At 70.0% G+C, this 26,425-nt stretch carries 24 protein-coding genes and 1 tRNA gene; 2 read left to right on the forward strand and 23 right to left on the reverse strand.

Features of this window, described 5'->3' with window-relative positions:
- Nucleotides 1-206 precede the first annotated feature (206 nt).
- The 23 genes from atpD to ACWD12_RS00450 form a co-directional block, all read right to left on the reverse strand.
- Entirely contained in the window at nt 207-1,661 is a 1,455-nt protein-coding gene (gene atpD, locus ACWD12_RS00340) for a F0F1 ATP synthase subunit beta (protein ID WP_358347648.1), read from the reverse strand.
- Nucleotides 1,662-1,663: 2 nt separating this feature from the next.
- Nucleotides 1,664-2,572, reverse strand: coding sequence for a F0F1 ATP synthase subunit gamma (locus tag ACWD12_RS00345; RefSeq protein ID WP_358347645.1), 909 nt, complete (start codon nt 2,570-2,572; stop codon nt 1,664-1,666).
- 19 nt (nt 2,573-2,591) lie between these two features.
- On the reverse strand, nt 2,592-4,235 hold the full coding sequence (gene atpA, locus ACWD12_RS00350; protein WP_358347642.1) for a F0F1 ATP synthase subunit alpha: 1,644 nt from the start codon (nt 4,233-4,235) through the stop codon (nt 2,592-2,594).
- Nucleotides 4,236-4,345: 110 nt separating this feature from the next.
- Nucleotides 4,346-5,161 (reverse strand): F0F1 ATP synthase subunit delta, encoded by an 816-nt coding sequence (locus ACWD12_RS00355; protein ID WP_358347640.1) that lies wholly within the window; start codon nt 5,159-5,161, stop codon nt 4,346-4,348.
- Entirely contained in the window at nt 5,161-5,727 is a 567-nt protein-coding gene (locus ACWD12_RS00360; RefSeq protein ID WP_358347637.1) for a F0F1 ATP synthase subunit B, read from the reverse strand. The genes ACWD12_RS00355 and ACWD12_RS00360 overlap by 1 nt, the downstream gene beginning before the upstream one ends.
- Nucleotides 5,728-5,756: 29 nt before the next feature.
- The gene (atpE, locus tag ACWD12_RS00365) at nt 5,757-5,981 is read right to left on the reverse strand and encodes an ATP synthase F0 subunit C (protein ID WP_345673097.1); all 225 of its coding nucleotides are present in this window, start codon (nt 5,979-5,981) and stop codon (nt 5,757-5,759) included.
- 74 nt (nt 5,982-6,055) lie between these two features.
- Nucleotides 6,056-6,868: a F0F1 ATP synthase subunit A gene (atpB, locus tag ACWD12_RS00370; protein ID WP_358347634.1), complete on the reverse strand. Its 813-nt coding sequence runs from the start codon at nt 6,866-6,868 to the stop codon at nt 6,056-6,058.
- An 87-nt stretch (nt 6,869-6,955) separates the two neighbouring features.
- Nucleotides 6,956-7,201, reverse strand: a complete 246-nt coding sequence (locus tag ACWD12_RS00375; protein ID WP_358347632.1) for an AtpZ/AtpI family protein — start codon at nt 7,199-7,201, stop codon at nt 6,956-6,958.
- Between the two features lie 100 nt (nt 7,202-7,301).
- On the reverse strand, nt 7,302-7,706 hold the full coding sequence (locus tag ACWD12_RS00380) for a hypothetical protein (protein ID WP_358347629.1): 405 nt from the start codon (nt 7,704-7,706) through the stop codon (nt 7,302-7,304).
- A gap of 193 nt (nt 7,707-7,899) precedes the next feature.
- Nucleotides 7,900-9,219: an MraY family glycosyltransferase gene (locus ACWD12_RS00385; RefSeq protein WP_358347626.1), complete on the reverse strand. Its 1,320-nt coding sequence runs from the start codon at nt 9,217-9,219 to the stop codon at nt 7,900-7,902.
- A gap of 325 nt (nt 9,220-9,544) precedes the next feature.
- On the reverse strand, nt 9,545-10,819 hold the full coding sequence (locus ACWD12_RS00390; protein WP_450097707.1) for a serine hydroxymethyltransferase: 1,275 nt from the start codon (nt 10,817-10,819) through the stop codon (nt 9,545-9,547).
- A gap of 58 nt (nt 10,820-10,877) precedes the next feature.
- Nucleotides 10,878-11,480, reverse strand: a complete 603-nt coding sequence (locus ACWD12_RS00395) for an arsenate reductase/protein-tyrosine-phosphatase family protein (protein ID WP_358347680.1) — start codon at nt 11,478-11,480, stop codon at nt 10,878-10,880.
- A 23-nt stretch (nt 11,481-11,503) separates the two neighbouring features.
- Nucleotides 11,504-12,151, reverse strand: a complete 648-nt coding sequence (locus ACWD12_RS00400; RefSeq protein ID WP_358347621.1) for an L-threonylcarbamoyladenylate synthase — start codon at nt 12,149-12,151, stop codon at nt 11,504-11,506.
- Between the two features lie 223 nt (nt 12,152-12,374).
- The gene (prmC, locus tag ACWD12_RS00405) at nt 12,375-13,220 is read right to left on the reverse strand and encodes a peptide chain release factor N(5)-glutamine methyltransferase (protein WP_358347619.1); all 846 of its coding nucleotides are present in this window, start codon (nt 13,218-13,220) and stop codon (nt 12,375-12,377) included.
- 75 nt (nt 13,221-13,295) lie between these two features.
- Nucleotides 13,296-14,366 (reverse strand): peptide chain release factor 1, encoded by a 1,071-nt coding sequence (gene prfA / locus ACWD12_RS00410; protein WP_450097708.1) that lies wholly within the window; start codon nt 14,364-14,366, stop codon nt 13,296-13,298.
- 200 nt (nt 14,367-14,566) lie between these two features.
- Nucleotides 14,567-14,791, reverse strand: a complete 225-nt coding sequence (gene rpmE, locus ACWD12_RS00415) for a 50S ribosomal protein L31 (RefSeq protein WP_358347614.1) — start codon at nt 14,789-14,791, stop codon at nt 14,567-14,569.
- Nucleotides 14,792-15,064: 273 nt separating this feature from the next.
- A complete protein-coding gene (gene rho, locus ACWD12_RS00420; RefSeq protein ID WP_450097709.1) occupies nt 15,065-17,200 on the reverse strand; it encodes a transcription termination factor Rho in 2,136 nt (711 codons plus the stop codon).
- Between the two features lie 579 nt (nt 17,201-17,779).
- Nucleotides 17,780-18,694 carry a homoserine kinase gene (thrB, locus tag ACWD12_RS00425; protein WP_450097710.1) on the reverse strand — a complete coding sequence of 305 codons (915 nt, stop codon included), beginning with the start codon at nt 18,692-18,694 and terminating at the stop codon, nt 17,780-17,782.
- 487 nt (nt 18,695-19,181) lie between these two features.
- The gene (gene thrC, locus ACWD12_RS00430) at nt 19,182-20,306 is read right to left on the reverse strand and encodes a threonine synthase (RefSeq protein ID WP_358347606.1); all 1,125 of its coding nucleotides are present in this window, start codon (nt 20,304-20,306) and stop codon (nt 19,182-19,184) included.
- Nucleotides 20,303-21,595: a homoserine dehydrogenase gene (locus ACWD12_RS00435; protein WP_358347677.1), complete on the reverse strand. Its 1,293-nt coding sequence runs from the start codon at nt 21,593-21,595 to the stop codon at nt 20,303-20,305. Before ACWD12_RS00435 ends, thrC begins: the two co-directional genes overlap by 4 nt.
- Before the next feature lie 389 nt (nt 21,596-21,984).
- Complete coding sequence (gene lysA / locus ACWD12_RS00440; RefSeq protein WP_450097711.1) at nt 21,985-23,373, reverse strand: diaminopimelate decarboxylase; 1,389 nt, start codon at nt 23,371-23,373, stop codon at nt 21,985-21,987.
- Nucleotides 23,374-23,441: 68 nt separating this feature from the next.
- Entirely contained in the window at nt 23,442-25,109 is a 1,668-nt protein-coding gene (gene argS, locus ACWD12_RS00445; protein ID WP_450097712.1) for an arginine--tRNA ligase, read from the reverse strand.
- Nucleotides 25,110-25,271: 162 nt separating this feature from the next.
- Nucleotides 25,272-25,628, reverse strand: a complete 357-nt coding sequence (locus tag ACWD12_RS00450) for a response regulator transcription factor (RefSeq protein ID WP_450098187.1) — start codon at nt 25,626-25,628, stop codon at nt 25,272-25,274.
- Nucleotides 25,629-25,858: 230 nt separating this feature from the next.
- Here ACWD12_RS00450 and ACWD12_RS00455 point away from each other — a divergent pair.
- A tRNA-Arg gene (locus tag ACWD12_RS00455) sits at nt 25,859-25,930 on the forward strand.
- A gap of 143 nt (nt 25,931-26,073) precedes the next feature.
- Nucleotides 26,074-26,361 carry a hypothetical protein gene (locus ACWD12_RS00460; RefSeq protein WP_450097713.1) on the forward strand — a complete coding sequence of 96 codons (288 nt, stop codon included), beginning with the start codon at nt 26,074-26,076 and terminating at the stop codon, nt 26,359-26,361.
- Nucleotides 26,362-26,425: the final 64 nt, after the last annotated feature.

Consider the following 26,425-nt stretch of genomic DNA (forward strand, 5'->3'; position numbering starts at 1 on the left):
CGCGGACCCCGATTCCAACCGGGACCGCGGCCGCCGGGCCCGCCTGGGCGAATCCGGCCCGCCCGGAGGCGAATCCGGGTCCGCGACGGACCCGCCCGAAGGCGAGTCGCGGTGCGCACGGAACCCGCCCCAAGAACGGATGCCGTCCGCGTAGGGCGAGGGACGGCCCGTACCGGACCGCCCCTCGCGCCTCACAACGTGCCGCCTCAGCCCTTGGCGAGCTCGGCGATCTTCTTCTCGAGGTCGTCGAGACCACCGAGCATGAAGAACGCCTGCTCCGGGGCGTGGTCGTACTTGCCGTCCGCGATCGCGTTGAACGCCTCGATCGTCTCGGAGAGCGGGACGTCCGATCCGTCGAGACCGGTGAACTGCTTCGCGACGTGGGTGTTCTGCGACAGGAACCGCTGGATGCGACGCGCGCGGTGCACGACGAGCTTGTCCTCTTCCGAGAGCTCGTCGATACCGAGGATCGCGATGATGTCCTGCAGGTCCTTGTACTTCTGCAGGATCCCCTTGACGCGGGTCGCGCAGTCGTAGTGCTCCTGCGAGATGTACCGCGGGTCGAGGATGCGGGACGACGAGTCCAGCGGGTCCACGGCCGGGTAGATGCCGAGCTCCGAGATCGGACGCGAGAGCACCGTCGTGGCGTCGAGGTGCGCGAACGTCGTGGCCGGAGCCGGGTCGGTCAGGTCGTCCGCGGGGACGTAGATCGCCTGCATCGAGGTGATCGAGTGACCGCGGGTCGAGGTGATGCGCTCCTGGAGCACACCCATCTCGTCCGCCAGCGTGGGCTGGTAGCCGACCGCCGACGGCATGCGGCCGAGCAGCGTGGAGACCTCGGAACCGGCCTGCGTGAAGCGGAAGATGTTGTCGATGAACAGAAGCACGTCCTGCTTCTGCACGTCGCGGAAGTACTCCGCCATGGTCAGACCCGACAGGGCGACGCGCAGGCGGGTGCCCGGCGGCTCGTCCATCTGGCCGAAGACCAGCGCGGTCTTGTCCAGAACGTTCGATTCCTTCATCTCGTCGATGAGGTCGTTGCCCTCACGGGTACGCTCGCCGACGCCCGCGAACACCGACACACCGTCGTGGTTGCGCGCGACACGGACGATCATCTCCTGGATGAGGACCGTCTTGCCGACGCCCGCACCACCGAAGAGACCGATCTTGCCGCCCTTGACGTACGGGGTCAGCAGGTCGATGACCTTGACGCCGGTCTCGAACATCTCGGTCTTCGAGTCGAGCTGGTCGAAGGCCGGGGCCTTGCGGTGGATCGGCCAGCGCTCGGTGACGGTGAACTCCGACTTCGGCACGTTCAGCGGCTCGCCGAGGGCGTTGAACACCACGCCCTTGGTGCCGTCGCCGACCGGCACGGAGATGGCCGAGCCGGTGTCGGACACGATCGAACCGCGGGTCAGGCCGTCGGTCGGCTGCATCGAGATCGCGCGGACCATGCCGTCCGCGAGGTGCTGGGCGACCTCGAGGGTGAGGAGCTTCTTGCCCTCGCCCTCACCCTCGCCCTGACCGGTCAGGTCGACCGTGACGTGCAGCGCGTTGAACATCTCCGGCATCGCGTCGACGGGGAACTCCACGTCGACGACCGGGCCGATGACCCGGGCGACCCGGCCCGTGGCCAGGGCCGGCGTTGCAGTGGCAGTCATTCTCATTCACTCCCCGCGGTCGCGTCGGCCAGGGCGTCCGCGCCGCCGACGATCTCGCTGATTTCGTTGGTGATCTCGGCCTGACGGGCGTTGTTCGCAAGCCGCGTCAAAGTACGGATGAGCTCTTCGGCGTTCTCGGTCGCCGACTTCATCGCCTTGCGCCGGGCCGCGTGCTCGGAGGCGGCGGACTGGAGCAGGGCGTTGTAGATGCGGCTCTCGACGTACCGCGGCAGCAGGGCGTCGAGCACCCCCGCGGCCGAAGGCTCGAACTCGTAGAGCGGGAAGGCGCCGCCGGACGGCTCCTCGTACGAGTCCTCGACCACGAGCGGGAGCACCCGCTTCGCGACCGCGTTCTGCGTCAGCATGGACTCGAACTCGGTGCTGACGATGTGGATCTCGTCCACACCGCCGTCCTCCGTCGGCAGGACGAACGCGTCGATCAACGCGCCGGCCACCTTCTTCGCGTCGGTGTACTCCGGGTTGTCGGAGAACCCGCTCCACTCGCCCGCGAGGTCGCGGCCGCGGAACCGGTTGTAGCCGATGCCCTTGGCACCGATGACGAACCGGTCCACGTCCTTGCCCTCACCGCTGAGCAGCTCGATGAGCTGCTCGGCGGCCTTGATGGCACTGGAGTTGTACGCGCCCGCGAAACCGCGGTCACTCGTGACCAGCAGCACCGCGGCACGGCTCGCGCCCGGCTTCGCCTCGGTCAGCGGGTGCTTCGCGTTGGAGAAGGTGGCGACCGCGGAGACGGCGCGGGTCAGCTCGTCGGCGTACGGCTTCGCCGCCGCGACGCGCTGCTGCGCCTTGACGATCCGCGACGCCGCGATGAGCTCCTGGGCGCGCGTGATCTTCTTGGTCGCCGACACGGAACGGATCCGACGCCGGTAGACCCGAAGTTGGGCTCCCATGGGTCAGGTCTCTCCGTTCTCAGTTGCCGGACTTGACGTGGCGCTTGATGGTCTCCTGACCGACCTCGTCCTTGTCCATGCTCTCGACCGCGACATCCGTGACCAGCGGCGAGCCGTCGGCCAGGGTGTAGGTCTGCTTGAACGCGGCGAGGGCGTCGATCATCGACTCGATCGTGGAGTCCTCGAGCTTGCCGGTCTCCGCGATGGTGGTCAGGATCTCCTTGCGCGAGATGCGCAGGTTGTCCAGGAACTCACGCTCGAAGCGGCGGATCTCCTCGACCGGGACGTCGTCCAGGCGGCCGGTGGTGCCGGCCCAGATGGAGACGACCTGCTCCTCCATCGGGAACGGCGAGTACTGGCCCTGCTTGAGCAGCTCGACCATGCGCGCGCCGCGCTCCAGCGAGGACTTCGACGCGGCGTCCAGGTCGGAGCCGAAGGCGGCGAACGCCTCCAGCTCGCGGTACTGGGCGAGCGACAGACGCAGCTGGCCGGAGACCGACTTCATGGCCTTGGTCTGGGCCGAGCCACCGACGCGGGAGACCGAGATACCGACGTTGACCGCCGGGCGGACGCCCTGGTTGAACAGGTCCGACTCCAGGAAGCACTGGCCGTCGGTGATGGAGATGACGTTGGTCGGGATGTACGCCGACACGTCGTTCGCCTTGGTCTCGATGATCGGCAGACCGGTCATCGAGCCCGCGCCGAGGTCGTCGGACAGCTTCGCGCAGCGCTCCAGCAGACGGGAGTGCAGGTAGAAGACGTCACCGGGGTACGCCTCGCGGCCCGGCGGGCGGCGCAGCAGCAGCGACACGGCGCGGTACGCCTCGGCCTGCTTGGTCAGGTCGTCGAAGACGATCAGGACGTGCTTGCCCTGGTACATCCAGTGCTGGCCGATGGCCGAACCGGTGTACGGCGACAGGTACTTGAAGCCGGCCGGGTCGGACGCGGGGGCCGCGACGATGGTGGTGTACTCCATCGCGCCGGCCTCTTCGAGCGAGCGGCGCACGCCCGCGATCGTCGAGCCCTTCTGGCCGATGGCGACGTAGATGCAGCGGACCTGCTTCTTCGGGTCGCCCGACTTCCAGTTCTGGACCTGGTTGATGATCGTGTCGACGCAGACCGCGGTCTTGCCGGTCTGGCGGTCGCCGATGATCAGCTGGCGCTGACCGCGGCCGATCGGGGTCATCGAGTCGATCGCCTTGATGCCGGTCTGCATCGGCTCGTGGACCGACTTGCGCATCATGACGCCGGGGGCCTGGAGTTCGAGGGCGCGGCGGCCCTCGCTCTCGATCTCGCCCTTGCCGTCGATCGGGTTGCCGAGGGGGTCGACCACGCGGCCGAGGTAGCCGTCGCCGACCGGCACCGACAGGACCTCGCCCGTCCGGCGGACCGTCTGGCCCTCTTCGATCGAGCTGAAGTCACCGAGGATGACGACACCGATCTCGCGGACGTCGAGGTTCAGCGCGAGGCCGAGGGTGCCGTCCTCGAACTTCAGGAGTTCGTTGGCCATGACCGAGGGCAGGCCCTCGACCTTGGCGATGCCGTCCATGCACTCGCTGACCGTGCCGACTTCCTCGCGCGACGCCGTGTCCGGCTCGTACGAGTCGACGAAGCGCTCCAGCGCGTCCCGGATCTCCTCCGGCCGGATCGTGAGCTCCGCCATCTGGTGTCCCTGCTCTCCTAGGTGGTGGGGTTACGGTCCGCCGTCGGTGACGGCGATCTCGGAACCGCGATGCTGCTGTCTGTCGTTTACGCTGCTCGTCGACCGCGCGGTCAACGGACCAGTCGCCGCCCGGCCTCTTCGAGGCGGGTGGCCACGGTGCCGTCGATGACGTCGTCACCGATCTGCACTCGGACGCCCCCGATGACCTCCGCGTCGATCTCGACGTTGAGGTGCACCTGCCGGCCGTAGATCCGGCCGAGGGCCGCCGCCAGGCGGGTGTTCTGCTCCTCGGTGAGGGGCAGGGCCACCGTGACCAGGGCGACCACCCGGCGCCGACGCTCGGCGGCGAGCCGGGCGTACGCCTCGAGTCCCGCTTCCAGGCTACGGCTCCGCGGGTGTGCGACCAGGCGGGTCACCAGGCGCCGGGTGACGGGCCGGACCCGTCCCTCCAGCAGTCCGGAGACCAGCTCGGCCTTGCGACCGTCCGTGATGGACGGGTCGGCGAGCGTGGACCGCAGCTCGCGCTGTCCGGCCACGATGCGGCCGAAGCGGAACAGCTCGTCCTCGAGGTCGTCGAGGGAACCGTCCCGGTCCGCCCCGATGAGCTCGGCCTCGATCGACAGTTCGTCGATCGCGTCGACCAGGTCACGCGGGCGCGACCAGCGCGCCCGGACCAGGCCACCGAGCAGATCGGCGGTCTCGCCGCCGATCTGTCCGTCGAGGAGCTGGGCCAGGAAGGCGGCCCGTGACTCCCCGGACCGCGCCGGGTCCGTCAGGACCCGACGCAGGACCACCGTGCGGTCGAGCAACAGCACGACGGAGTGCAGGTCCTCGGCGAGCACCGGCATATCGGCGCCCGTCGACTGCGCGAGCGCGTCGAGGCGCTCACGCGCCGCGGCGATCGAATCCCGGCTGGCGCCCTGCATCAGCGCACCTGCCCGGAGGTCTGGGCAGAGGTGCCTTCGGCGGCACGCGCGTCGAGCTCGTCGAGGAAGCGGTCGACGATGCGGCGCTGACGCGCCTCGTCCTCGAGCGATTCGCCGACGATGCGGCCGGCCAGTTCGGTGGCCAGCTTGCCGATGTCCTGCCGCAGCACCGTGGAGGCCTGCTTGCGGTCGGCCTCGATCTGCGCGTGGCCGGACGCGACGATCTCGTCCTTGATGCGGGCGCCTTCGGCGCGCATCTCGGAGAGCGCCGCGGCACCCTGCTCACGGGCGTCCTCGGTGAGGCGGCCTGCTTCGCGACGGGCGTCGATCAGCTGGGCGCGGTAGCGCTCGAGCTCGGCCTGGGCTTCCGCCTGGGCCTCTTCCGCACGAGCAAGGCCGCCCTCGATGGCGTCCGTACGCTCTTCCAGCGTCTTCTTGATCTTCGGCAGGAGGACCTTGCCGAGGAAGAAGAAGACGATGAGGAACGCCACGCCACCGATGATGATTTCGTCGAGCGGCGGGAGAAGAGGGTTCATCTCCTCTTCGCCGCTGGCGAGGTAGATCACGGTGGGAACCTCCGTTGGGAAGTGAAGCGTCACTTACCGAAGACGAACGGCATGACGACGCCGATGAGGGCCAGGGCCTCGGCGAGCGCGAAGCCGAGCAGCATGTTCTGGCGGATGAGGCCGGTGGCCTCCGGCTGGCGGGCCATCGCCTGGACACCGTTACCGAAGATGATGCCGATGCCGACGCCGGGGCCGATCGCCGCGAGGCCGTAACCGATGGAGCCGAGGCTGCCGGTAACTTCAGCGAGAAGCATTGGGGCTTTCCTTTTTTCGAGGCCGGTGGACTTTCCACCGGACGACGGTTGAGGAGGGGATGGTCTGGTGTCTCTCAGTGCTCGGCTTCGAGCGAGCTGGAGATGTACGAGGCGGTCAGGAGCGTGATGATGTACGCCTGCAGCCCCTGGATCAGCAGCTCGAAGGCGACCAGCGCCACGACCACGATGAACGAGGTCGCCGAGTACAGGGCGCCGATGGTCGGGCCGAGCAGGTACCAGGCCGCGACGCTGAAGGTCACGATCAGCATGTGGCCGGCGAACATGTTGGCGAAGAGCCGGACGGCCAGGGTGAAGGGCCGGACGATGACGTTCGACAGGAACTCGATCGGCGCGAGGAGGAAGTACAGCCACTTCGGCAGACCGGGCGGGAACATCATGTTCTTGAAGTAGCCCACGAAGCCCTGGTGCTTGATGCCCAGGTACATGTACGTGAGCCACACCATGCCGACGATCGAGGCCGGGAAGGCGATCCGCGAGGTGACCGGGAACTGCGCGATCGGAATGATCGACATCAGGTTCATGATCCACACGAAGAAGAAGATCGAGACCAGGAAGGGGACGAAGTGGTCGCCCTTCTTGCCGATCGTCTCGCGGGAGATCTGGTCGCGGACGAACAGGTAGCCCAGCTCGCCGACGTTCTGGACACCGCGCGGCACCAGCTTGGGCTTCGCGAACGCGCTCCAGAAGAAGCCGACCACGATGAGCACCGAGATCAGGCAGAGCAGCATCGGCTTGGTGAAGTCGAAGCTGCCGATCGAGAAGATCGGCTTGAACTCGTAGATGTTCAGCCCGGGCGAGGGGAAGCCGCAGCCGGCGTCAAACAGGTGACAGCTGCTGGCGAGCTCGACGTCAGCGGCAGCCACCATCGACTCCTTCGTCGTGAAGCATCTTTACGGCAACCTCAGTGTGTCGGCGCGGTGCGGGACCGCGGAGCGGCACGCAGCAGGGCCCGGTCAGGACCTGCCGTGGCGGAAATACACAAGAACCAGGGCCAGAGCGACTCCGACGATCACGCCGATCGGCAGGAACAGCGTGGAGTGTCCCGTCCACCGGTCGATCAGCCAGCCCAGCCCTCCGTAGAAGGCCATCCCGCCAAGGATGTAGCTGATGCTCGACCACGCGGCATCGGTGAGACCGCCGTCCTTCGGTCCCCTGTCCCGGGAACTTTCCGGACCGCTCGATCGTCCACTCTCGCTCATGACGCACCGGACGATAGCAGGCGGCCCACGGGGTTACCGCACCCGGGCCGTCGATCTTGGGAACGCCGGTGAACGCGGGGAGAACGCGCCGTGTCATACGTCATCGTTTCCCGTCCGGTTCGACGTACGCGATCTTCAGTTTGCTGAAGACGCGGACCTGCGCGGCGATCCACACGAGGGTCGCGGCGAGGATCACCAGGGCGAAGACCTTGGTGTCGAACCAGGTGGCGTCGGCGAACGCGAAGAGCAGGATCGCCACGCCGCCCACCTGGGCGAGATAGGTCAGCATCGCCATGTTCATGATCATGAACGGATTCCCGTTGGTGATCTTTCCGATGGCGATCTGGCCCAGCGAGAAGAAGACGAGGACGACGGCGGACGCGAAGGCCGCGCCGATGAGTCCCTCGGTTCCGGCGACAATCGTGCCCACGATCATCGCGACGATCGCGACGGCGGCCGTGGGGATGGCCGAGCCGCGCAGAAGCCGTGCGTCATTGGCCTGCATGTCGGTGTCTCCGGCAAGAGTCGGGGGGTGCTGGGGTCTCACCAGGACGGCCTTGGGGTCGACGTCCCCCGGACTTACGGCAGTTGGCGGGAGTCTGAGCTTGACTCCCCTGGGTCCATCGGCCCTTATGCCTGGTTCGTGAACGGTATCACAAACTATTTGAGCAGAGCTTTACCCAGCCCTGTGCCCAACCTCACAGCGGTCCCCTCTGGGCCCGTGAGCCGCTTCGCGCTACCGGCCGAGTGGCCGATTCCCGCTCATGCCAAGGCTGTTCGTCTGCTTCGTCCATATTGCGGAGGGCGTCGTGAGCTATGTCCTGCTCCCCGTCGGCGGCCCTCCGGCGGCCCCGGCCACGGTAGCGGGGCGGGACCACGGCGTACAACCAGCGCGGCACATGCGGGCGGAACCACGGGAGCAGCAGCACGATCAGGCCGAGCGCCATGAAGCCGAGCCCCGCGTACACGATGGGGCGGCGGGCCGGGCGCACCGAGATGAGCACGGTGAACGACGCGATCAGGCCGGACCAGAAGTACATGATCATGACGGCCCGGCTGTGCGAGTGGCCGATCTCCAGGAGCCGGTGGTGCAGGTGGCCCTTGTCCGCGGCGAACGGCGACTGGCCCGCCCAGCCACGCCGCGTGACGGCCATCACAAGGTCGATCAGCGGCACGATCAGCACCGCGAACGGCAGCACCAGCGGAATGTAGACGGGCACCAACTTGTGCGTCGCGAACGTCTGTGAGCCACTTTGCGCGGAGATCACGTCGGGATCGAGACGGCCGGTGAGGGTGATCGCCGCGGCGGCGAGCATCAGGCCGATCAGCATCGAGCCCGAGTCGCCCATGAAGATGCGCGCGGGGTGCAGGTTGTGCGGCAGGAAGCCCGCACAAACACCGATCAACAACGCGGTGAACATCGTGGGCGCGGCCGCACCGTCGATGCCGTAGCCGAACCAGAGCCGGTACGCGTACGCGAAGAACGCCAGGCCCGCGATGCACACCATGCCGGCCGCGAGACCGTCGAGCCCGTCGACGAAGTTCACCGCGTTGATGGTGATCACGACGACCGCGATGGTCAGGATCGCGCCCTGCGTGGGGCTCAGGCTGTAGGTGCCGTGGCCCGGGATCGGCAGCCACAGGATGACGATGCCCTGCCACACCATGACGCCGGCCGCGAGGGCCTGGCCGAGCAGCTTGATGACGGCGTCGACGCCCCACTTGTCGTCGATGACACCCAGCAGGCAGATCAGCGCACAGCCGGACAGCAGCGCCTGCACGTCGGTCGAGTCGGTGAACACGACTTCCATGCCGGGCAGTTGACGGGCGATCAGCAGGCCCGCGCACAGGCCGCCGAACATCGCCATACCACCGAGGCGGGGCGTCGGCTCCTTGTGCACGTCGCGCGCGCGGATCTCGGGCATCGCCCCGGCGGCGATCGCGAAGCGTCGTACGGCGCCGGTGAGCAGGTACGTGACTGCTGCCGAGACAAACAGCGTCAGCAGGTACTCGCGCAAGACTCAGCCACCGTCCCCGGACTCTGCATTTCGCCGCACACGCAGCACACTAGAGGTCATCGACTTCCCGGCGGGAAACGATCGCACAGTGGACACCCTGCGGGCCACCGGCACCGCGCGCCGCAGACGCCACATCCGCCCCCGCGCGCTCTGCGCTCACGATAGAACCACCGTTCCGGCACTCGCCCTTCAGGGCGCCCTTATCTTCGGAGGCGGGTTGCTCCGTCAGGGGCACTGCGCCCCTACGGACCAACGCGCCCCGACCGACCCGGCGACGGACGAAGCGTCCGACACAAGGACAGACGCTGCGAACCGCCCCGCCGGTTCACCGCTCGGGGTACGCCGGATGCGTCGCGACCAGGTCCGCGACCACCGCCGCGATGTCCGGCGCCGCGCTGCCGTCGGTGTCCCGCACCGCCCTCCCGACCAACGTCGCGATCTCCTTCATGTCACCCTCCGTCATCCCCTGGGTGGTCACCGCGGGGGTGCCCACCCGGATGCCGGACGCGATCATCGGCTTCGCCGGGTCGAACGGGATGGCGTTCTTGTTCAGCGTGATGCCGGCCCGTTCGCAGCGCGTCTCCGCGTCGCGGCCGCTGACCCCGAGGCCGCGCAGGTCGAGCAGCGCGAGGTGGGTGTCGGTGCCGCCGGAGACCGCGCGCATGCCCTCCGCCTCCAGGCCGGCCGCGAGGGCCTGGGCGTTGGCGACGACCTGGCGTGCGTACGACGCGAAAGCCGGCTGCGCGGCCTCGCGCAACGCGACCGCCTTGGCCGCGACGGCGTGCATGAGCGGACCGCCCTGACAGAAGGGGAAGACCGCTTTGTCGATTCGCTCGGCCAACTCCTCGCGGCACAGGATCATGCCGCCGCGTGGACCGCGCAGAACCTTGTGCGTCGTACATGTGACGACATCTGCGTAGGGAACGGGCGACGGAACCGCACCTCCGGCCACCAGGCCGATGAAGTGCGCCGCGTCGACGACCAGGTAGGCGCCCACTTCGTCGGCGATTTCTCGAAAGAGCGCGAAGTCGACAAGTCGCGGATAGGCCGTCGCGCCGCAGATCAGCATCTTCGGCCGGTGCCGCAACGCCAGGTCCCTGACCTGGTCGTAGTCGATCGTTTCGTCCTTTTCGCGCACGCCGTAGGCGACCGTGCCGAACCAGCGTCCGGAGAAGTTCACCCGCGAACCGTGGGTCAGGTGACCGCCGTGCGGGAGCGACATCGCGAGCACCGTGTCCCCGGGGACGAGCAGCGCCGCGTACGCCGCGAGGTTCGCCGACGCGCCCGAGTGCGGCTGGAGGTTGGCGTGCTCGGCGCCGAACAGCTCGCGGGCCCGGCGCAAACCGATCTCCTCGGCGCGGTCGACCTGGGCGCAGCCGCCGTAGTAACGCCTCCCGGGATACCCCTCGGCGTACTTGTTCGACAGCGTGCTGCCGAGCACGGCGAGCACAGCGGGTGACGTGAAGTTCTCGCTGGCGATGAGCTGGAGTCCGGCCCGCTGGCGTGCCAGCTCGCCGAGGACAACATCGGCGATGTCGGGGTCGGTCCGCTGGAGCAGCGAAAAGTCCGGGCCCCAGAAGGGGACGTCGGTCGTGCCCATGGCACAACTCCTTTGGACGGAGGGAGGCACCCTCCACTGTAGGTCGGAGAGACCTACATCACATCCCTGTGCGCGCCGTCAGCGCCGTCAACATGGGGTCGATCGCGGTGTTGATCTCGGACGCGCAGGCCCGGAAGACGTTCAGCGGCGAACCGTACGGATCGGCGACCTCGTCCCACTCCGGCCCGGGAGCGGCCATCCGGCCGCGCAGCGCGGCGGCGGCCCGGACCAGGAAGCGGCCCCGCTCGACCAGGTCCCCGTCGGGCACCGCGGAACGCTCCAGGACGGCGACCAGACGGGTGAACTCCTTCAGCGTGAAGGTACGCAGGCCCGACGCGTGCCCCATCGAGACCACGTGCGCCCGGTGGTCGAGGGTCGCGGTGAGGACGAGGTCGGCCTCCGCGACGTGCTCGTCCTGGAGCTCACGCCCTTTGAAGTCCCCCGGGTCGCCGCCGAACTCGCGGACCACCTCGGCCGCGAACGGCTCCATCGAGGCGCCCTCGTGGCCCCAGGTGCCGGCGCTCGCCACCTCGATGCGGTCGGACTCGTACGACGCCAGCCGCCGCGACAGGCCCAGCCGCGCCAGCCGCTCCGCGATGGGAGAGCGGCAGATGCTGCCCGTGCAGACGAACAGGATGCGGAACGGGCCCGCACCTGCCATCGCGGACCCGGGGGGAGGCGGCGTCAATTGACGCCCTCCAAATCGGGCACGACTTCGCGCAGGGTCTCCAGGGACAGCGCGCCCTCGCGGAGCAGGCGCGGGCGGCCCGCGGTCAGGTCGATGATCGAGGAGGGCACGGTCGCCGGGCAGGTGCCGCCGTCGAGGTACACGGAGACGGACTCGCCGAGCTGGTCCACCGCCTGGTCCACGGTCGTCGCCGGCGGGTTGCCGGAGCGGTTGGCGCTGCTGACCGCCATCGGGCCGGTCTCGTTCAGCAGTTCGATGGCGACCGGGTGCAGCGGCATGCGTACGGCGACGGTGCCGCGCGTCTCGCCCAGGTCCCACTGCAGCGACGGCTGGTGGAACGCGACGATCGTCAGCGCGCCCGGCCAGAAGGCGTCCACCAGTTCCCAGCCCAGCTCGGGGAAGCCAGTCACGAGCCCGTGCAGGGTCGTGGGCGAGCCGACGAGGACCGGGGAAGGCATGTTGCGGCCGCGGCCCTTCGCGTCCAGAAGCGCCTTGACGGCGTGCGGGGAGAACGCGTCGCCGCCGATGCCGTAGAGCGTGTCGGTCGGCAAGACCACCAGCTCGCCCCGCTTCACGGCACTGGCCGCCTCGCGCAGCCCCAGCCCGCGGTCCAGGGTGTCGGAGCAGTCGTAGCGTCGGCTCATCGGGACTGTCCCTCCAGACTGTGCACCGGCCCCTTGCGGCCGGACTCCTGATGCTGTGCCATCCCGGGGGCGGTCCCCGGCCCGAATGCCGTCACGCCCCCACCTTGCGCGCCGTCGTACTCTGCCGCCCCGGGGGCAACCCCCGGACCCCCGGCCCTCACGCCCCCACCTTGCGGGCCGTCGTACTCTGCCGCCCCGGGGGCAACCCCCGGACCCCCGGCCCTCACGCCCCCACCTTGCGGGCCGTCGTGAACCGCGGGCGGTTGTTGAGGTCGCGGTGGTCCGCGGCGTCGACCCAACCGGATTCCTCGTTGAAGATCCATGGCACCGTGCCGCCCTGGGTGTCCGCGTGCTCGACCACCACGACGCCTCCCGGACGCAGCAGGCGGTAGGCGGTACGCGACAGCCCGCGGATCACGTCGAGGCCGTCCTGCCCCGAGAACAGCGCCATCTCGGGGTCGTGGTCACGTGCCTCGGGGGCGACGTTCTCCCACTCCTCGAGCGGAATGTAGGGCGGGTTGCTGATCACCAGGTCGACGGTGCCGTTCAGCTGCGGCAGCGCGGCGAGCGCGTCGCCCTGGTGCAGGTGCACCCGCGACCCGGCGGCGTTGCGCGCGGCGAACGCGAAGGCCCGCTCGTCCAGCTCCACCGCGTGCACCACGGACCGCGGCACCTCCTGCGCCACCGCGAGCGCGATCGCGCCGGACCCGGTGCACAGGTCCACGACCAGCGGCTCGGCGACGTCCATGGCGCGCAGCGCCTCTATGGCCCAGCCCACGACCACCTCGGTCTCCGGACGCGGCACGAACACTCCCGGCCCCACCTCGAGTTCGAGGTAACGGAAGAACGCCCGCCCGGTGATGTGCTGCAGCGGCTCCCGCGCCTCCCGGCGCGCCACCGCCTCCCAGAACCGCGCGTCGAAGTCCCCGTCGGCGACGGTGTGCAACTCGCCCCGCTTGACGCCGTGCACGTACGCGGCGAGCTCCTCGGCGTCGAAGCGCGGCGAGGGGACGCCCGCGTCGGCCAGTCGCAGGGTGGCCTGGGCCACCTCGGCGAGCAGCAGGTTCATCTTTCTCCGTCCGCAGTCCCCGTGTGCACGGGGAAGCCGTAGAGGCGTGGATTGGGCCGCCGACGCGCCGCCGGGTCAGCCGCTGTGGGCCAGTCTGGCGGCCATGTCGGCGTCGACGCACGCTTGCACCACCGCGTCGAGGTCGCCGTCGAGCACCTGGTCGAGGTTGTACGCCTTGTAGCCCACCCGGTGGTCGGAAATCCGGTTCTCCGGGAAGTTGTACGTGCGGATCCGCTCGGACCGGTCGACCGTGCGCACCTGGCTGCGGCGCGCGTCCGCGGCCTCCTTCTCGGCCTCCTCCCGCGCCGCGGCCAGCAGCCGCGATCGCAGGATACGCATTGCCTGCTCCTTGTTCTGGAGCTGGCTCTTCTCGTTCTGGCAGGACGCCACGACGCCGGTGGGCAGGTGCGTGATGCGGACCGCGGAGTCGGTGGTGTTGACCGACTGGCCGCCCGGGCCGGACGAGCGGTAGACGTCGATGCGCAGGTCGTTGGGGTTGATCTCGACGTCGACGTCCTCGGCCTCGGCCAGCACCAGCACGCCGGCGGCGGAGGTGTGGATGCGGCCCTGCGACTCGGTCGCGGGCACCCGCTGCACGCGGTGCACGCCGCCCTCGAACTTCAGGCGCGCGAAGACGCCCTCGCCGGGGGCGGGGACGCCCCTGGCCTTCACGGCGACCGAGACATCCTTGTAGCCGCCGAGGTCGGACTCGTTGGCGTCGATGATCTCGGTCTTCCAGCCGGCCCGCTCGGCGTAGCGCAGGTACATGCGCAGCAGGTCGCCGGCGAACAGCGCGGACTCGTCGCCGCCCTCGCCGGCCTTGATCTCCAGGATCACGTCCTTGTCGTCCGCGGGGTCGCGCGGCACCAGGAGGTGCCGCAGCTTCTCGGCGAGCTGCTCGCGGCGCAGTTCCTGCTCGTCCGCCTCGGTGGCGAAGTCGGGGTCCTCGGCGGCGAGTTCGCGGGCCGCGGCGATGTCGTCACCGGCCTGCACCCACGAGCGGTAGGTGTCGACGATGGGGCTCAGCTCGGCGTACCGGCGCCCGAGGGTGCGTGCCCGCGCCTGGTCGGCGTGGACCTGCGGGTCGGCGAGCCGGCGCTCCAGGTCGGCGTGCTCGGCGAGCAGGTCGTCCATCGCCTCGAACACGGGGTGCTCCTGTCAGTGGACCGCGGCGGGTCAGCGTGCGGATGGGCCGGAAACGACGGAAGTGCGGGAGCGGTCGCGCGGATCGGGGCACGGGACCGGTGCGGTGACGGCGTACGAAAGGGCGCGGACAAACGAACGACGCCGGAGGGAGTGCGCAGGACTCGACCGAGCCCTGCGCGCCCCTCCGGCGTCGAAAGTCGCTACTTGCTGCCCGCGCCGGGGCCCTTGCCGAAGCGCTTCTCGAAGCGGGCGACGCGGCCGCCGGTGTCGAGGATCTTCTGCTTGCCCGTGTAGAACGGGTGGCACTGCGAGCACACGTCGGCGTTGATCTTGCCGCTCGTGGCCGTGCTGTGGGTGGTGAACGTGGCACCGCAGGTGCAAGAGACGACGGTCTCCACGTACTCCGGGTGGATCTCGGGCTTCACAGGGGTCTCCTTGACGAATCGGGAGGGCACCGGGTCGCCACCATCAGGAAGGGGCGGACGTGAACCGGGGCCGACATACCAGTGTGCCAGCAGGGGGCGGTACGACCAAAATCGGGTGCCCCGCCCACCGGTTGCCGCACGCGTGACACACGTGAGCGGCGCACGTGGGCGACAGGCCGCGGGCACAGGCGGAGGGCCCCGCCGCCGCGCGAGGCGGTCGGCGAGGCCCTCCGTCGTGAAGGCGGTTCCGGGAACCGGCCGACGGACGGACCGTCAGTCGTTCGGCATCGGGGTCGTCTTCTGGATCTGCATGAGGAACTCGGCGTTGCTCTTCGTCTTCTTCATCTTGTCCTGAAGAAGCTCGATCGCCTGCTGCTGCTCCAGCGCGTGCAGCACGCGGCGCAGCTTCCACACGATCGCGAGCTCCTCCGGCGCCATGAGGATCTCCTCCTTGCGGGTGCCGGACGCGTCGACGTCCACCGCCGGGAAGATCCGCTTGTCGGCGAGCTTGCGGTCGAGCTTGAGCTCCATGTTGCCGGTGCCCTTGAACTCCTCGAAGATCACCTCGTCCATGCGCGAGCCGGTCTCGACCAGCGCGGTGGCGAGGATGGTCAGCGAGCCGCCGTTCTCGATGTTGCGCGCCGCACCGAAGAAGCGCTTCGGCGGGTAGAGCGCGGTCGAGTCGACACCACCGGACAGGATGCGGCCCGACGCGGGCGCGGCGAGGTTGTACGCGCGGCCCAGACGGGTGATCGAGTCCAGCAGCACCACGACGTCGTGGCCCAGTTCGACCAGGCGCTTGGCGCGCTCGATCGCGAGCTCGGCGACGATCGTGTGGTCCTCGGCCGGCCGGTCGAAGGTCGAGGAGATGACCTCGCCCTTGACCGAGCGCTGCATGTCGGTGACCTCTTCGGGCCGCTCGTCGACGAGGACGACCATGAGGTGGCACTCGGGGTTGTTGTGCGTGATCGCGTTGGCGATCGACTGGAGCACCATCGTCTTGCCGGCCTTGGGCGGCGAGACGATGAGGCCGCGCTGGCCCTTGCCGATCGGGGCGACCAGGTCGATGATCCGGGTCGTCAGGATGTTCGGCTCGGTCTCCAGGCGCAGGCGCTCCTGCGGGTACAGCGGCGTCAGCTTGGAGAAGTCCGCGCGCTGGCGGGCGTGCTCGGGCTCGGAGCCGTTGACGGTGTCGAGCCGGACGAGCGCGTTGAACTTCTCGCGGCGCTCGCCGTCCCGCGGCTGGCGCACCGCGCCGACGATGGCGTCGCCCTTGCGCAGGCCGTTCTTGCGGACCTGGGCGAGGGAGACGTACACGTCGTTCGGGCCGGGCAGGTAGCCGGAGGTCCGCACGAAGGCGTAGTTGTCGAGGATGTCCAGGATGCCCGCGACGGGGATCAGGACGTCGTCGTCGGCGACCACGGGCTCGTTCGCCTCGAAGCCGTCACGGCCACGGCGACGGTTGCGGTCGCGGTAACGGCCCCGGCGCCGACGGCCGCCGCCCTCGAAGTCGTCGTCGTCCTGCGGGCCGAGGTTGTCGCCTCGGTTGTCGCCGCGGTTGTCGCCGCGCTCGCCGCCGCCGGCCCGCTCACCGCGGTCGGCACGGTCGGCGCGGTTGCCGCGCTCGGCACGGCCGGAGCGCTCACCGCGCTCACCGCGCTCGCCGCGTTCGGCACGCTCGGTCCGGTCGGTGCGCTCGCCGCGCTGCGCTTCGCCGTCGCCGCGCTCACGGCGGCCCTGGCCGCGCTCGCGACGGTCGCGGCGGCTCTCGCGCTCGCCGCCCTCGCCGCGTCCGCCACCCGACTGCGTGTCGTCGGCGGGCGCCTCGGCGTCCTTGTCGGCGGCCGCACGGTCGGCGGCGGCCCGGCGGCCCTTGGCGGGCTGCTGCTCGTCCTCGGCGGCCTCGGCACGGCGCGAGCGCGTCGTCGGCGCGCCCTCGTTCGCGGCCTGGCCGGGGATGTCGATCGACTGCTGCTGCGCGACGTCGGTGACGCCGCGGCGGGCGGCCCGGCGGGTACGCGTGGGCGCCTCCGCCTCGGCGACCGGCGGGGCCTCGGCGGCAGCCGCCGGAGCCTCCGGCGCGGGCGCCTCGGCAGCCGCCTCGGCGGCGGCCTTCGCGGCCCGGGTGCCGCGCGAGGCGGCGGCCGGTGCGGGAGCGGCCTCGGCGGACGACGGCTGCTCGCCGCCGCCCTGCTTTGCCTGGATGGCCTCGATGAGCTGGCTCTTGCGCATACGGCCGGTCCCGCTGATCCCGAGACCGGCGGCAACCTGCTGCAACTCCGCCAGCACCATGCCGTTCAGGCCGCCCCCGGCGGCGCGGCGGCGCCGGGGAGCGGCGGCGGTGGCGTCACTGGAGGCGGACCCGGCCTGGTCTGCGGCCTGGTCCATGAGATCGGTGGTGTCGCTCACGAAGGGTCCTTCCCTGGAGCGGGCGTCGGCCTTGATACGGCGCGGCGACCGGTTGTGCTGTCCGGCCCGGGTCCCGGGCCCTGATGGTCCGGGTACGGATCCGGTGCGGTGGTCCGCCTTGCGGCGGGAATCGTCGAAACTGCGTCCGGCGCGGTCGGGATCGGGCTCACGATCATCTGCGGGGAGTTAGTCCTCGGGGCCCCGGGAATTCTCGCGGTACGGCGTCGGGAGGACGCCGATCGGCTTCGGGGAGCCACGTTTCGTCACGAGGGACAGGCAGGAGGGGGAGCTCCCGTAGGACCGTGGCCACGGAAAACGAAACCGGGCACCGAACTGGCCCGGCCCGATGAGGGCTGGACTCCTGGTGCGGTGGTGACATTAACACTACCGGACCCACACGACATTCCCCCACCCCGTGGCGCCTCCGAGTCGGTGTGTCGGCCATTTGGCCAAACCCGCCATAGCCGTGCCGACCGGAGCCTGGCGGGCCAAGGAGGCAAGCCGGACCGGCCGAACGAGCCGCAGGCGAACCGCGTCGCGTGGTACGGCACCCTTGCCAACGAGCAACCATCTCGTGGGTTACCCGAGCGGGAGGACGCCGGCCCCCTCCGTGTCGACGTCGAGCCGGGTCGCGACCCAGGCGGGGTCCGCGGCGCCGATGACCTCGTCCACCCGTTCGGCGGTCACCAGGGCGAGCACGGTGGGGCCGGCCCCGGAGATCACGGCGGCATGTCCCTGACCTCGAAGTTTACCGACCAGCTCGGCGCTGTGGGGCATCGCGGGCGAACGGTAGTCCTGGTGCAGCCGGTCCTCGGTGGCGGGCAGCAGGAGGTCCGGGCGGGTGGTGAGCGCGGTCACCAAAAGGGCGGCACGGCCCGCGTTGATCGCGGCCTCGGCGTGCGGCACCTGGGCGGGCAGCAGCCCGCGGGCGACCTCGGTGGAAAGCGGGGTGGACGGGACGAAGACCACGGCGGCTATGTCCGCGTGCGGCTGCGTGCGTACCGCGTGCGGGCCGTCTTCGTCGGTCCAGGCGGTGGTGAAGCCGCCGTACAGGCAGGCCGCCACGTTGTCCGGGTGGCCTTCGAGCGCGCTCGCGACGCCGAGTGCGGCGGCGTCGTCCAGGCGCTCGGCGCCGCCTATCGTCAGCGCCCGGGCGGCGACCACGCCGGCACAGATGGCGGCGGCCGACGAACCGAGGCCGCGGCCGTGCGGAATGCGGTTGGCGCACACGACCTCGAGGCCGGCGGGACGGCCGCCGAGCGCTTCGAAGGTGGCGTGCAAGGCGCGTACGACCAGGTGGTTCTCGTCGCGCGACAGGTTGTCGGCGCCCTCGCCCGCGATGTCGATCGAGAGCCCTCGGTCGGCGATGCGTACGACGACGTCGTCGTAGAGGCCGAGGGCGAGCCCGAAGGCGTCGAATCCGGGGCCGAGGTTGGCACTCGTCGCGGGCACGCGCACCCGCACGGGGGCGGCGCGGAAAGCAGGACCGGCCATCAGCTGTGGACACTCCTCCTCGTGGGGTCCCGGCAGACGCCTCGAAGGACACGGTGAACGGTGGGCCGCGTCCGGCAACTGGGGAACGGCAGATGCGACGGGCGCGGACCGTGCATACGGTCGCAGAGCCGCGTCAAGGGTTCAGCGTAGCGAAAGGTCGTTTGCCTGCGGCACGCCGCGCCCGGGGGATTTTCTCGATTTCCCGTCCTGTCGCCCTGTCGACGCGACCGGGCGGACCGGCAGGTCAGGGCGGTGCGCGGAGGCCGCGGACGGCTGGGAGGGGCACGCGGGCGCTCCCGCGTACCCCTCCTGCGGTCATCCGTACCGCTCCCGCGGCCACCGCCCGACGTCGCTTTCCGGCCGCGGGTGTCGGCAGGGTTTTGTCACGGCCGCGACCGGGGCCGGGACCGAAGTCGATGCCGAAGTCGAGGCCGGGCCGAGGTCGATGCCAGGGTCGGGGCCGGGCCGAGGTCGAGCGGTCGGCCGCTCAGCCGTCCAGGCCGAGCTGCGCCGCCGCGGCACCCGCGTCGACCGGCACGACGACCGGCTTCGGCGCACCCGCGACCGCCCAGTCCGGGTCCTTGAGGCCGTTGCCCGTCACGGTGCAGACGATGCGCTGCCCCCGGTCGACGAGTCCCAGCTCCGCGGCCTTCAGCAGACCCGCGACGCTCGCCGCCGACGAAGGCTCGACGAAGACACCCTCCTGCGAGGCCAACAGCCGGTACGCAGAAAGGATTTGACGATCCGTCACCGAGTCGATGTGGCCGCCGGACTCGTCCCGCGCGGCAAGCGCGAAGTCCCACGACGCCGGGTTGCCGATACGGATCGCGGTCGCGATCGTCTGCGGCGACGTGACCGGGGCGCCGTTCACGATCGGCGCCGAACCGGCCGCCTGGTAGCCCCACATGCGCGGACGACGGGCCGCGAGGCCGTCCTTCGCGTACTCCTGGTACCCCCGCCAGTAAGCGGTGATGTTGCCCGCGTTGCCGACCGGCAGGACGTGGATGTCGGGCGCGTCGCCAAGCATGTCGACGATCTCGAACGCCGCCGTCTTCTGGCCCTCGATGCGCACCGGGTTGACCGAATTCACCAGTGCCACCGGGTACTTGTCGGCCAGGTCGCGGGCCAGTGTCAGGCAGTCGTCGAAGTTGCCGTCCACCTGCAGGATGCGCGCGCCGTGCACGAGGGCCTGGCCCATCTTGCCCAGCGCGATCTTGCCGGACGGCACGAGGACGGCGCAGACCATGCCGGCGCGCACCGCGTACGCCGCCGCCGACGCGCTCGTGTTGCCGGTCGACGCGCAGATGACCGCCCGCGCGCCCTCCTCCTTGGCCCGCGAGATCGCCATCGTCATGCCGCGGTCCTTGAAGGACCCGGTCGGGTTGGCGCCCTCGACCTTGAGATGCACCTCACAGCCCGTGCGCTCGGAGAGCACCTGGGCCGGCACGAGCGGCGTACCGCCCTCGCGGAGGGTGACGACGGGGGTCGACGCGGACACCGGGAGGCGGTCCCGGTACTCCTCGATGACCCCGCGCCACTGACGGGTCTGTCCGGCGCGTGCGGCTCCGGTCTCCGGGTTCACCGCGTTGTCCACCGCGCTCACGGTCGTCATTCCCCTTCCACCCGCATGATGCCGGCGATGTCACGGACGATGTCGAGTCCGCGCAGCTCGTCCACCGTCGCCGACAAGGCGGCGTCGGTTGCGCTGTGCGTGACGATGACGAGTGTCGCATCACCGTCGCGGCCCTGCTGCCGGACGGTGTCGATCGACACATCGTGCTTCGCGAAGACGGCCGCGACCGCGGCCAGCACACCGGGCTTGTCCGCCACGTCGAGGTTCAGGTGGTAGCGGGTGACCGCCTGTCCGACGGGACGCACTTCGAGGTTGGCGTACGCCGACTCCCCCGGGCCCGTGGTCTCGGAGAGCTTGTTGCGGCACACGGCCACCAAGTCGCCGAGCACGGCGCTCGCGGTCGGCGCACCGCCCGCGCCCGGGCCGTAGAACATCAGGCTGCCGGCCGCCTCGGACTCCACGAACACCGCGTTGTACGCCTCGCGCACCGACGCCAGCGGGTGCGACCGCGGGATCATCGCCGGGTGCACGCGGGCGCTGACGGACGTGCCGTCGGCGCTGCGCTCGCAGATTGCGAGCAGCTTGACCACGCTGTCCATGCTCTTGGCGCTCGCCACATCGGCCGCGGTGACCTCGGTGATGCCCTCGCGGTAGACGTCGGCGGCCGTGACGCGCGTGTGGAAGGCGAGGCCGGCCAGGATCGCGGCCTTGGCGGCGGCGTCGAAGCCCTCGATGTCCGCGGTGGGGTCGGCCTCGGCGTACCCGAGCTGGGTGGCCTCGTCGAGTGCCTCGGCGAAGCCCGCGCCGGTGGAGTCCATGCGGTCGAGGATGAAGTTGGTGGTGCCGTTGACGATGCCCAGCACGCGGTTGACCTTGTCGCCGGCAAGCGACTCGCGCAGCGGGCGCAGCAGCGGGATCGCACCGGCGACGGACGCCTCGTAGTACAGGTCGACGCCGTACTTCGCGGCGGCGGCGTGCAGGGTCGCGCCGTCCTCGGCGAGCAGGGCCTTGTTGGCCGAGACGACCGAGGCGCCGTGCTCCATCGCGGTCAGGATGAGGGTGCGGGCGGGCTCGATGCCGCCGATGACCTCGACGACGACGTCGATGTCGTCGCGTTTGACCAGCGACTCGGAGTCGGTGGTGAACAGCTGCGGGTCGATGCCGGGACGCTCGCGGCCGGCGCGGCGTACGCCCACACCGGCCAGCTCGACGGGGGCTCCGATGCGGGCGGCGAGGTCCGTCGCGTGCGTCGTCATGATGCGGGCCACTTCGGAACCCACCACTCCACAACCGAGCAGCGCCACCTTGAGCGGCTGCGTACGCATCATCCGACCTCGCTTCATCAAGGACTTCTCGTCTATCTCAGGGTGCCCCCACCGCGCGGGCGGTGCGGCGCCCTTGATCCGGCCAGTGTCGCCGGGATCACCCGCCGATCCCACGTCCGTCCAGGATCCGAGACGGGAATTCTTGCGTGTGACACCCGGGGACACGCGAGATTTTCCCGTCCTGCGGGGGTTGGGCGGGGTGAGGGGGGTGGGGTGGGGCGGTTTTCGGCGGGGGGCGGTTGTGGCGGTTGTGGCGGTTCCCGTCACGGCCGGTTCCGGTCTTGGCCGGCTCCGGTCGTGGCCGGGCTCCTGTCACGGCCGGTTCCGGTCATATCGGGCTCAGGTCACGGGTCGGCACCGGTCACGGCGGGTGGGGTCCGATCCGTGCCGTGTCAGCCGACGTCCAGCCTGAGCAGGTCTTCTTCCGTCTCGCGGCGTACGACGACCCGCCCCGCGCCGTCCTTCACCGCGACGACGGCCGGCCGCGTCACGTGGTTGTAATTGCTGGCCATCGACCGGCAGTACGCCCCGGTCGCCGGTACCGCCACCAGGTCGCCGGGGGCGAGGTCGGCGGGCAGGTAGGCGTCCCGTACGACGATGTCGCCCGACTCGCAGTGCTTGCCGACGACGCGCGACAGCATCGGCTCGGCGTCGCTGGCCCGCGACACGAGGGCGACGTCGTACTCGGCGTCGTAGAGCGCCGTGCGGATGTTGTCGGACATGCCGCCGTCGACGCTGACGTACGTGCGCAGCCCGTCGAGGTGCTTGACCGTGCCGACCTCGTAGAGCGTGAACGTGCTCGGCCCCGCGATCGCGCGCCCGGGCTCGACCGACAGGCGCGGCACGCGCAGGTTCGCGGCGGCGCACTCGCGTTCGACGATCGCGATCAACTGCCTTGCGATGTCAGCCGGTTGCTGCGGGTCGTCGGCACTCGTGTACGCGATGCCGAGACCGCCGCCGAGGTCGATCTCGGGCAGTTCGACGCCGTGTTCGTCGCGAATTGCGGCCAGCACGGCGACGACGCGGCGCGCCGACACCTCGAAGCCCGCTGTGTCGAAGATCTGCGAGCCGATGTGCGAGTGCAGGCCCAAGAGTTCGAGGGAGCCGAGCTTGAGGACGCGGCGTACCGCCTCGGCCGCCTTGCCGTCGTTCACCGACAGGCCGAACTTCTGGTCCTCGTGCGCGGTCGCGATGAACTCGTGGGTGTGCGCCTCGACTCCGACCGTGACGCGGACCAGGACCTTCTGCGTCACACCGCGCCGCTCGGCGGCGAACGCGACGCGGGCGATCTCCTCGTACGAGTCGACGATGATGCGCCCGACACCGACCTCGATCGCGCGCTCGATCTCGGCGGCCGACTTGTTGTTGCCGTGGAACGCGATGCGCGCCGGGTCCATGCCCGCGCCGAGCGCGACGGCCAGTTCGCCGCCCGAGCACACGTCGAGGTTCAGGCCCTCCTCGGCGATCCACTTCACCAGCGCGCGGCACAGGAACGCCTTGCCCGCGTAGAACACGTCGGAGCCCTCGAACGCCTGCTTCCAGGCGCGGCACCGGGACCGCAGGTCGTCCTCGTCGAGGATGTACGCGGGGGTGCCGAACTCGCGTGCGAGGTCGCGTACGTCCATGCCGGCCACCGTCACGACGCCGTCGTCCGCACGCTTCGTCGTCAGCGACCACACCTTCGGGTCAAGGGCGTTGAGGTCCTCGGGCGCCGGGAGGGCGTGGCCCTCGGGCAGGACGTCGGCGTGCCGGGGACCGGCGGGATGTGCGGACCTGCTCATGGTGCGGAGACTCCCCTGGGGCGTCGCGGTGCGGGATGGTGTCGCTGCTTACCTGTGCGGGTGGACGCTCAAAGCCTCTCAGGGGCGGAAACCCCAAGCAGCTCAAGGCCGTTCGCGATGGTCGTGCGGGTCGCCTCGACCAGCCACAGCCGCGCGCGGTTGAGGTCCGTCGGCTCGGCGTCCCCGATCGGCAGCACGCGGTTGTCGTTGCTGTCGTTGAACCGGTGGTACGCCCCGGCCAGTTGCTCCAGGTAGCGCGCCACGTGGTGCGGCTCGCGCCACTCCGCCGATTTCGCGACCACCTGCGGGAACTCGCCGAGGACGCCGAGCAGGATCGACTCCAGCTCGTGGCTCAGCAGTTCCGGCTTGAACTGGTCGGCGGACCCCTTGTCCACCCCTGCCGCCGCCGCGTTCTTCATGATCGAACAGGTGCGCGCGTGCGCGTACTGCACGTAGTAGACCGGGTTCTCGCGCGCCGCACTCGTCAACAGGTCGATGTCGAGCGTCAGCGTCGAGTCCGTGGACGACCGCGCCAACGAATACCGCGCCGCGTCGACGCCGATCCACTCCACCACGTCGTCGATCGTGATGATGTTGCCGGCCCGCTTGCTCATCCGGACCTCTTGGCCGCCGCGCAGCATCTTCACGAACTGCCCGATGAGCACCTCGATGTTGTGCTCCGGATCGTCGCCGGCGCAGGCCACGATCGCCTTGAGCCGCCCGACGTACCCGTGGTGGTCCGCGCCCAGCATGTAGACGCAGACCTCATTCCCCCGGTCGCGCTTGTCCAGGTAATAGGCAGCGTCCGACGCGAAATACGTCGTCTCCCCATCACTCTTGATGAGGACCCGGTCCTTGTCGTCCCCGAAGTCCGTGGTCCGCAGCCAGATCGCGCCACCGTCGTCGTACACGTGCCCCTGCGCGCGCAGCCGCTCGATGGCCTTCTCCACGGCACCCGACGCGTGCAGGCTCTTCTCCGAGAACCACACGTCGAAGTGCGCGCCGAACTCCTCCATGGACCGCTGGATCTCCGCGACCATCAGCCGCAGCCCGACCGCCGTGAAGACCTTCTTCTGCTCGTCCTCCGGCTTGGTGAGCACATCCGGCTCCGCGGCCACGATCTCCGCCGCGATGTCGTTGATGTACTCGCCGACGTACCCGTCCTCGGGCACCGGCCGACCGTTCGCGGACGCCATCAGCGACGCACCGAACTTGTCGATCTGCACGCCGGCGTCGTTGATGTAGTACTCCGTACTCACATCCGCGCCCGCGGCCCGCAGGATCCGGCCCAGCGAGTCGCCGACCGCCGCCCACCGCACCCCGCCGATGTGGATCGGCCCCGTCGGGTTGGCCGACACGAACTCGAGGTTGATCTTCAGCCCCCGCAGGCTGTCGCCCCGCCCGTACGCCGCCCCGCCCTCGACGATCGTCCGCGCCAGCGCACCCGCGCTCGCCGCGTCCAACGTCACGTTCAGGAACCCGGGCCCGGCCACGTCCACCGACGCGACCCCGTCCACAGCCGTCAGGCGCGCGGCCAGAACCGCGGCGACCTCCCGCGGCGGCTTCCCCGCACGCTTCGCCAGCTGCAACGCCACATTCGTCGCGTAGTCCCCGTGGTCACGGTTCTTCGATCGCTCGACCGTCACGTGCTCGGGCACCGCAACATCCAGCTCGCCCGCCTCTACAGACGCACGAACCGCGGACAACACAGCCTGGGAAAGTTCTTCGGGGGTCACGGAACCCAAGCCTAAGCGACCTCGTCCCCCCGACGCCCCTCGGTATCCACAGCCCCGCCCCGCCATCCCCCGAACGGCGGTCCACACCCCAACCCGGCGAGCCCCGCGCCCAGGTCGGCGTCCCCCAGGTCGCCTCACACGGGCCGCCTCACCCGAGTTGTCTCACCCGAACGACAACCCCCGCACAACCCTTATCAACTGATCCGGATCGAACGGCTTCGTCAGGTACGCATCCACCCCGGCCTCCCGGGCCCGCACGATGTCCGCGCTCTGCGCACACGCACTTATCATCACGATCTTCAGATGCCGGGTCCGCGGATCCGCCCGCAGCCGAGCCGCCGTCCGAATCCCGTCCAGCCGCGGCATCATCACATCCAGAGTCACCAGGTCCGGCCGCACGTCGTGGACCTTCCCCAAGCACTCCTCACCGTCCACCGCAGTGGCGACCTCGAAGCCCTCCATCTGCAAATTCACGCTGATCAGCCGCCGGATCACCTCGTCGTCATCCACGACAAGCACCCGCCCGGCCCGCACCCCCGGCCTACCGCCCACCCCCCGACCCTAAGCGCCCACCCCACCGCCCCGCGCCAAAACCCCACTTCCCACCCCGCCTTTAACCCCCCTTGAACCCCCACGCCCCCACCCACTCCCCCACCCCGAACCCCCCCCACGCCCCCACCCCCGCCCCCCACCCACCAAAACCCCGGCGCACCCACCCCGATCAAACTGGTAGTGTTCTCGCACATCGAGCCCCTGTAGCTCAGGGGATAGAGCAACGGCCTCCGGAGCCGTGTGCGCAGGTTCGAATCCTGCCAGGGGCACCCAAGCTCGATCACCGCCAGCAGCTGAAACACCAGCTGACCTGGCGGTTTCTTCTTTCCGGGATCAGACCAAGATCCCACCCGTAGGCCACCGTGCGCCGCCCAACGCAGCCCCATGACAGCCGCTGTGCAATATGCGTGCGATGATCTTGACCGCGTTTCCGCAGGTCACTTCGTATTTTGACGAGAGAAGGCACCTTCCGGTGTCGCTACCCCCTGAGCTGACGGCAGCGCTGAGGCACTTCCGCGCGGTCCGGGCGCAGAGGCCGGACGGCGACCACGCCGAAGCCCTTGCTGCCTGGTACGTCGCCAAGGCCGAAGCGCTCGAAGCACTCTCCCTCGTGCTCCTCTTCGACAGTGACCGGGCGAGCGCCAGTGCCAGCGCAGCAACGGCCTGTGCCGAGGCCGAGCGGATCCGCCGACTGATCTGACCTGGCGAGCGCCGAACATGTGCGAAGGGCCCCGGATATCCAGGGCCCTTCTGTGGTGCGTCGC

This window comes from Streptodolium elevatio, from assembly GCF_053592165.1.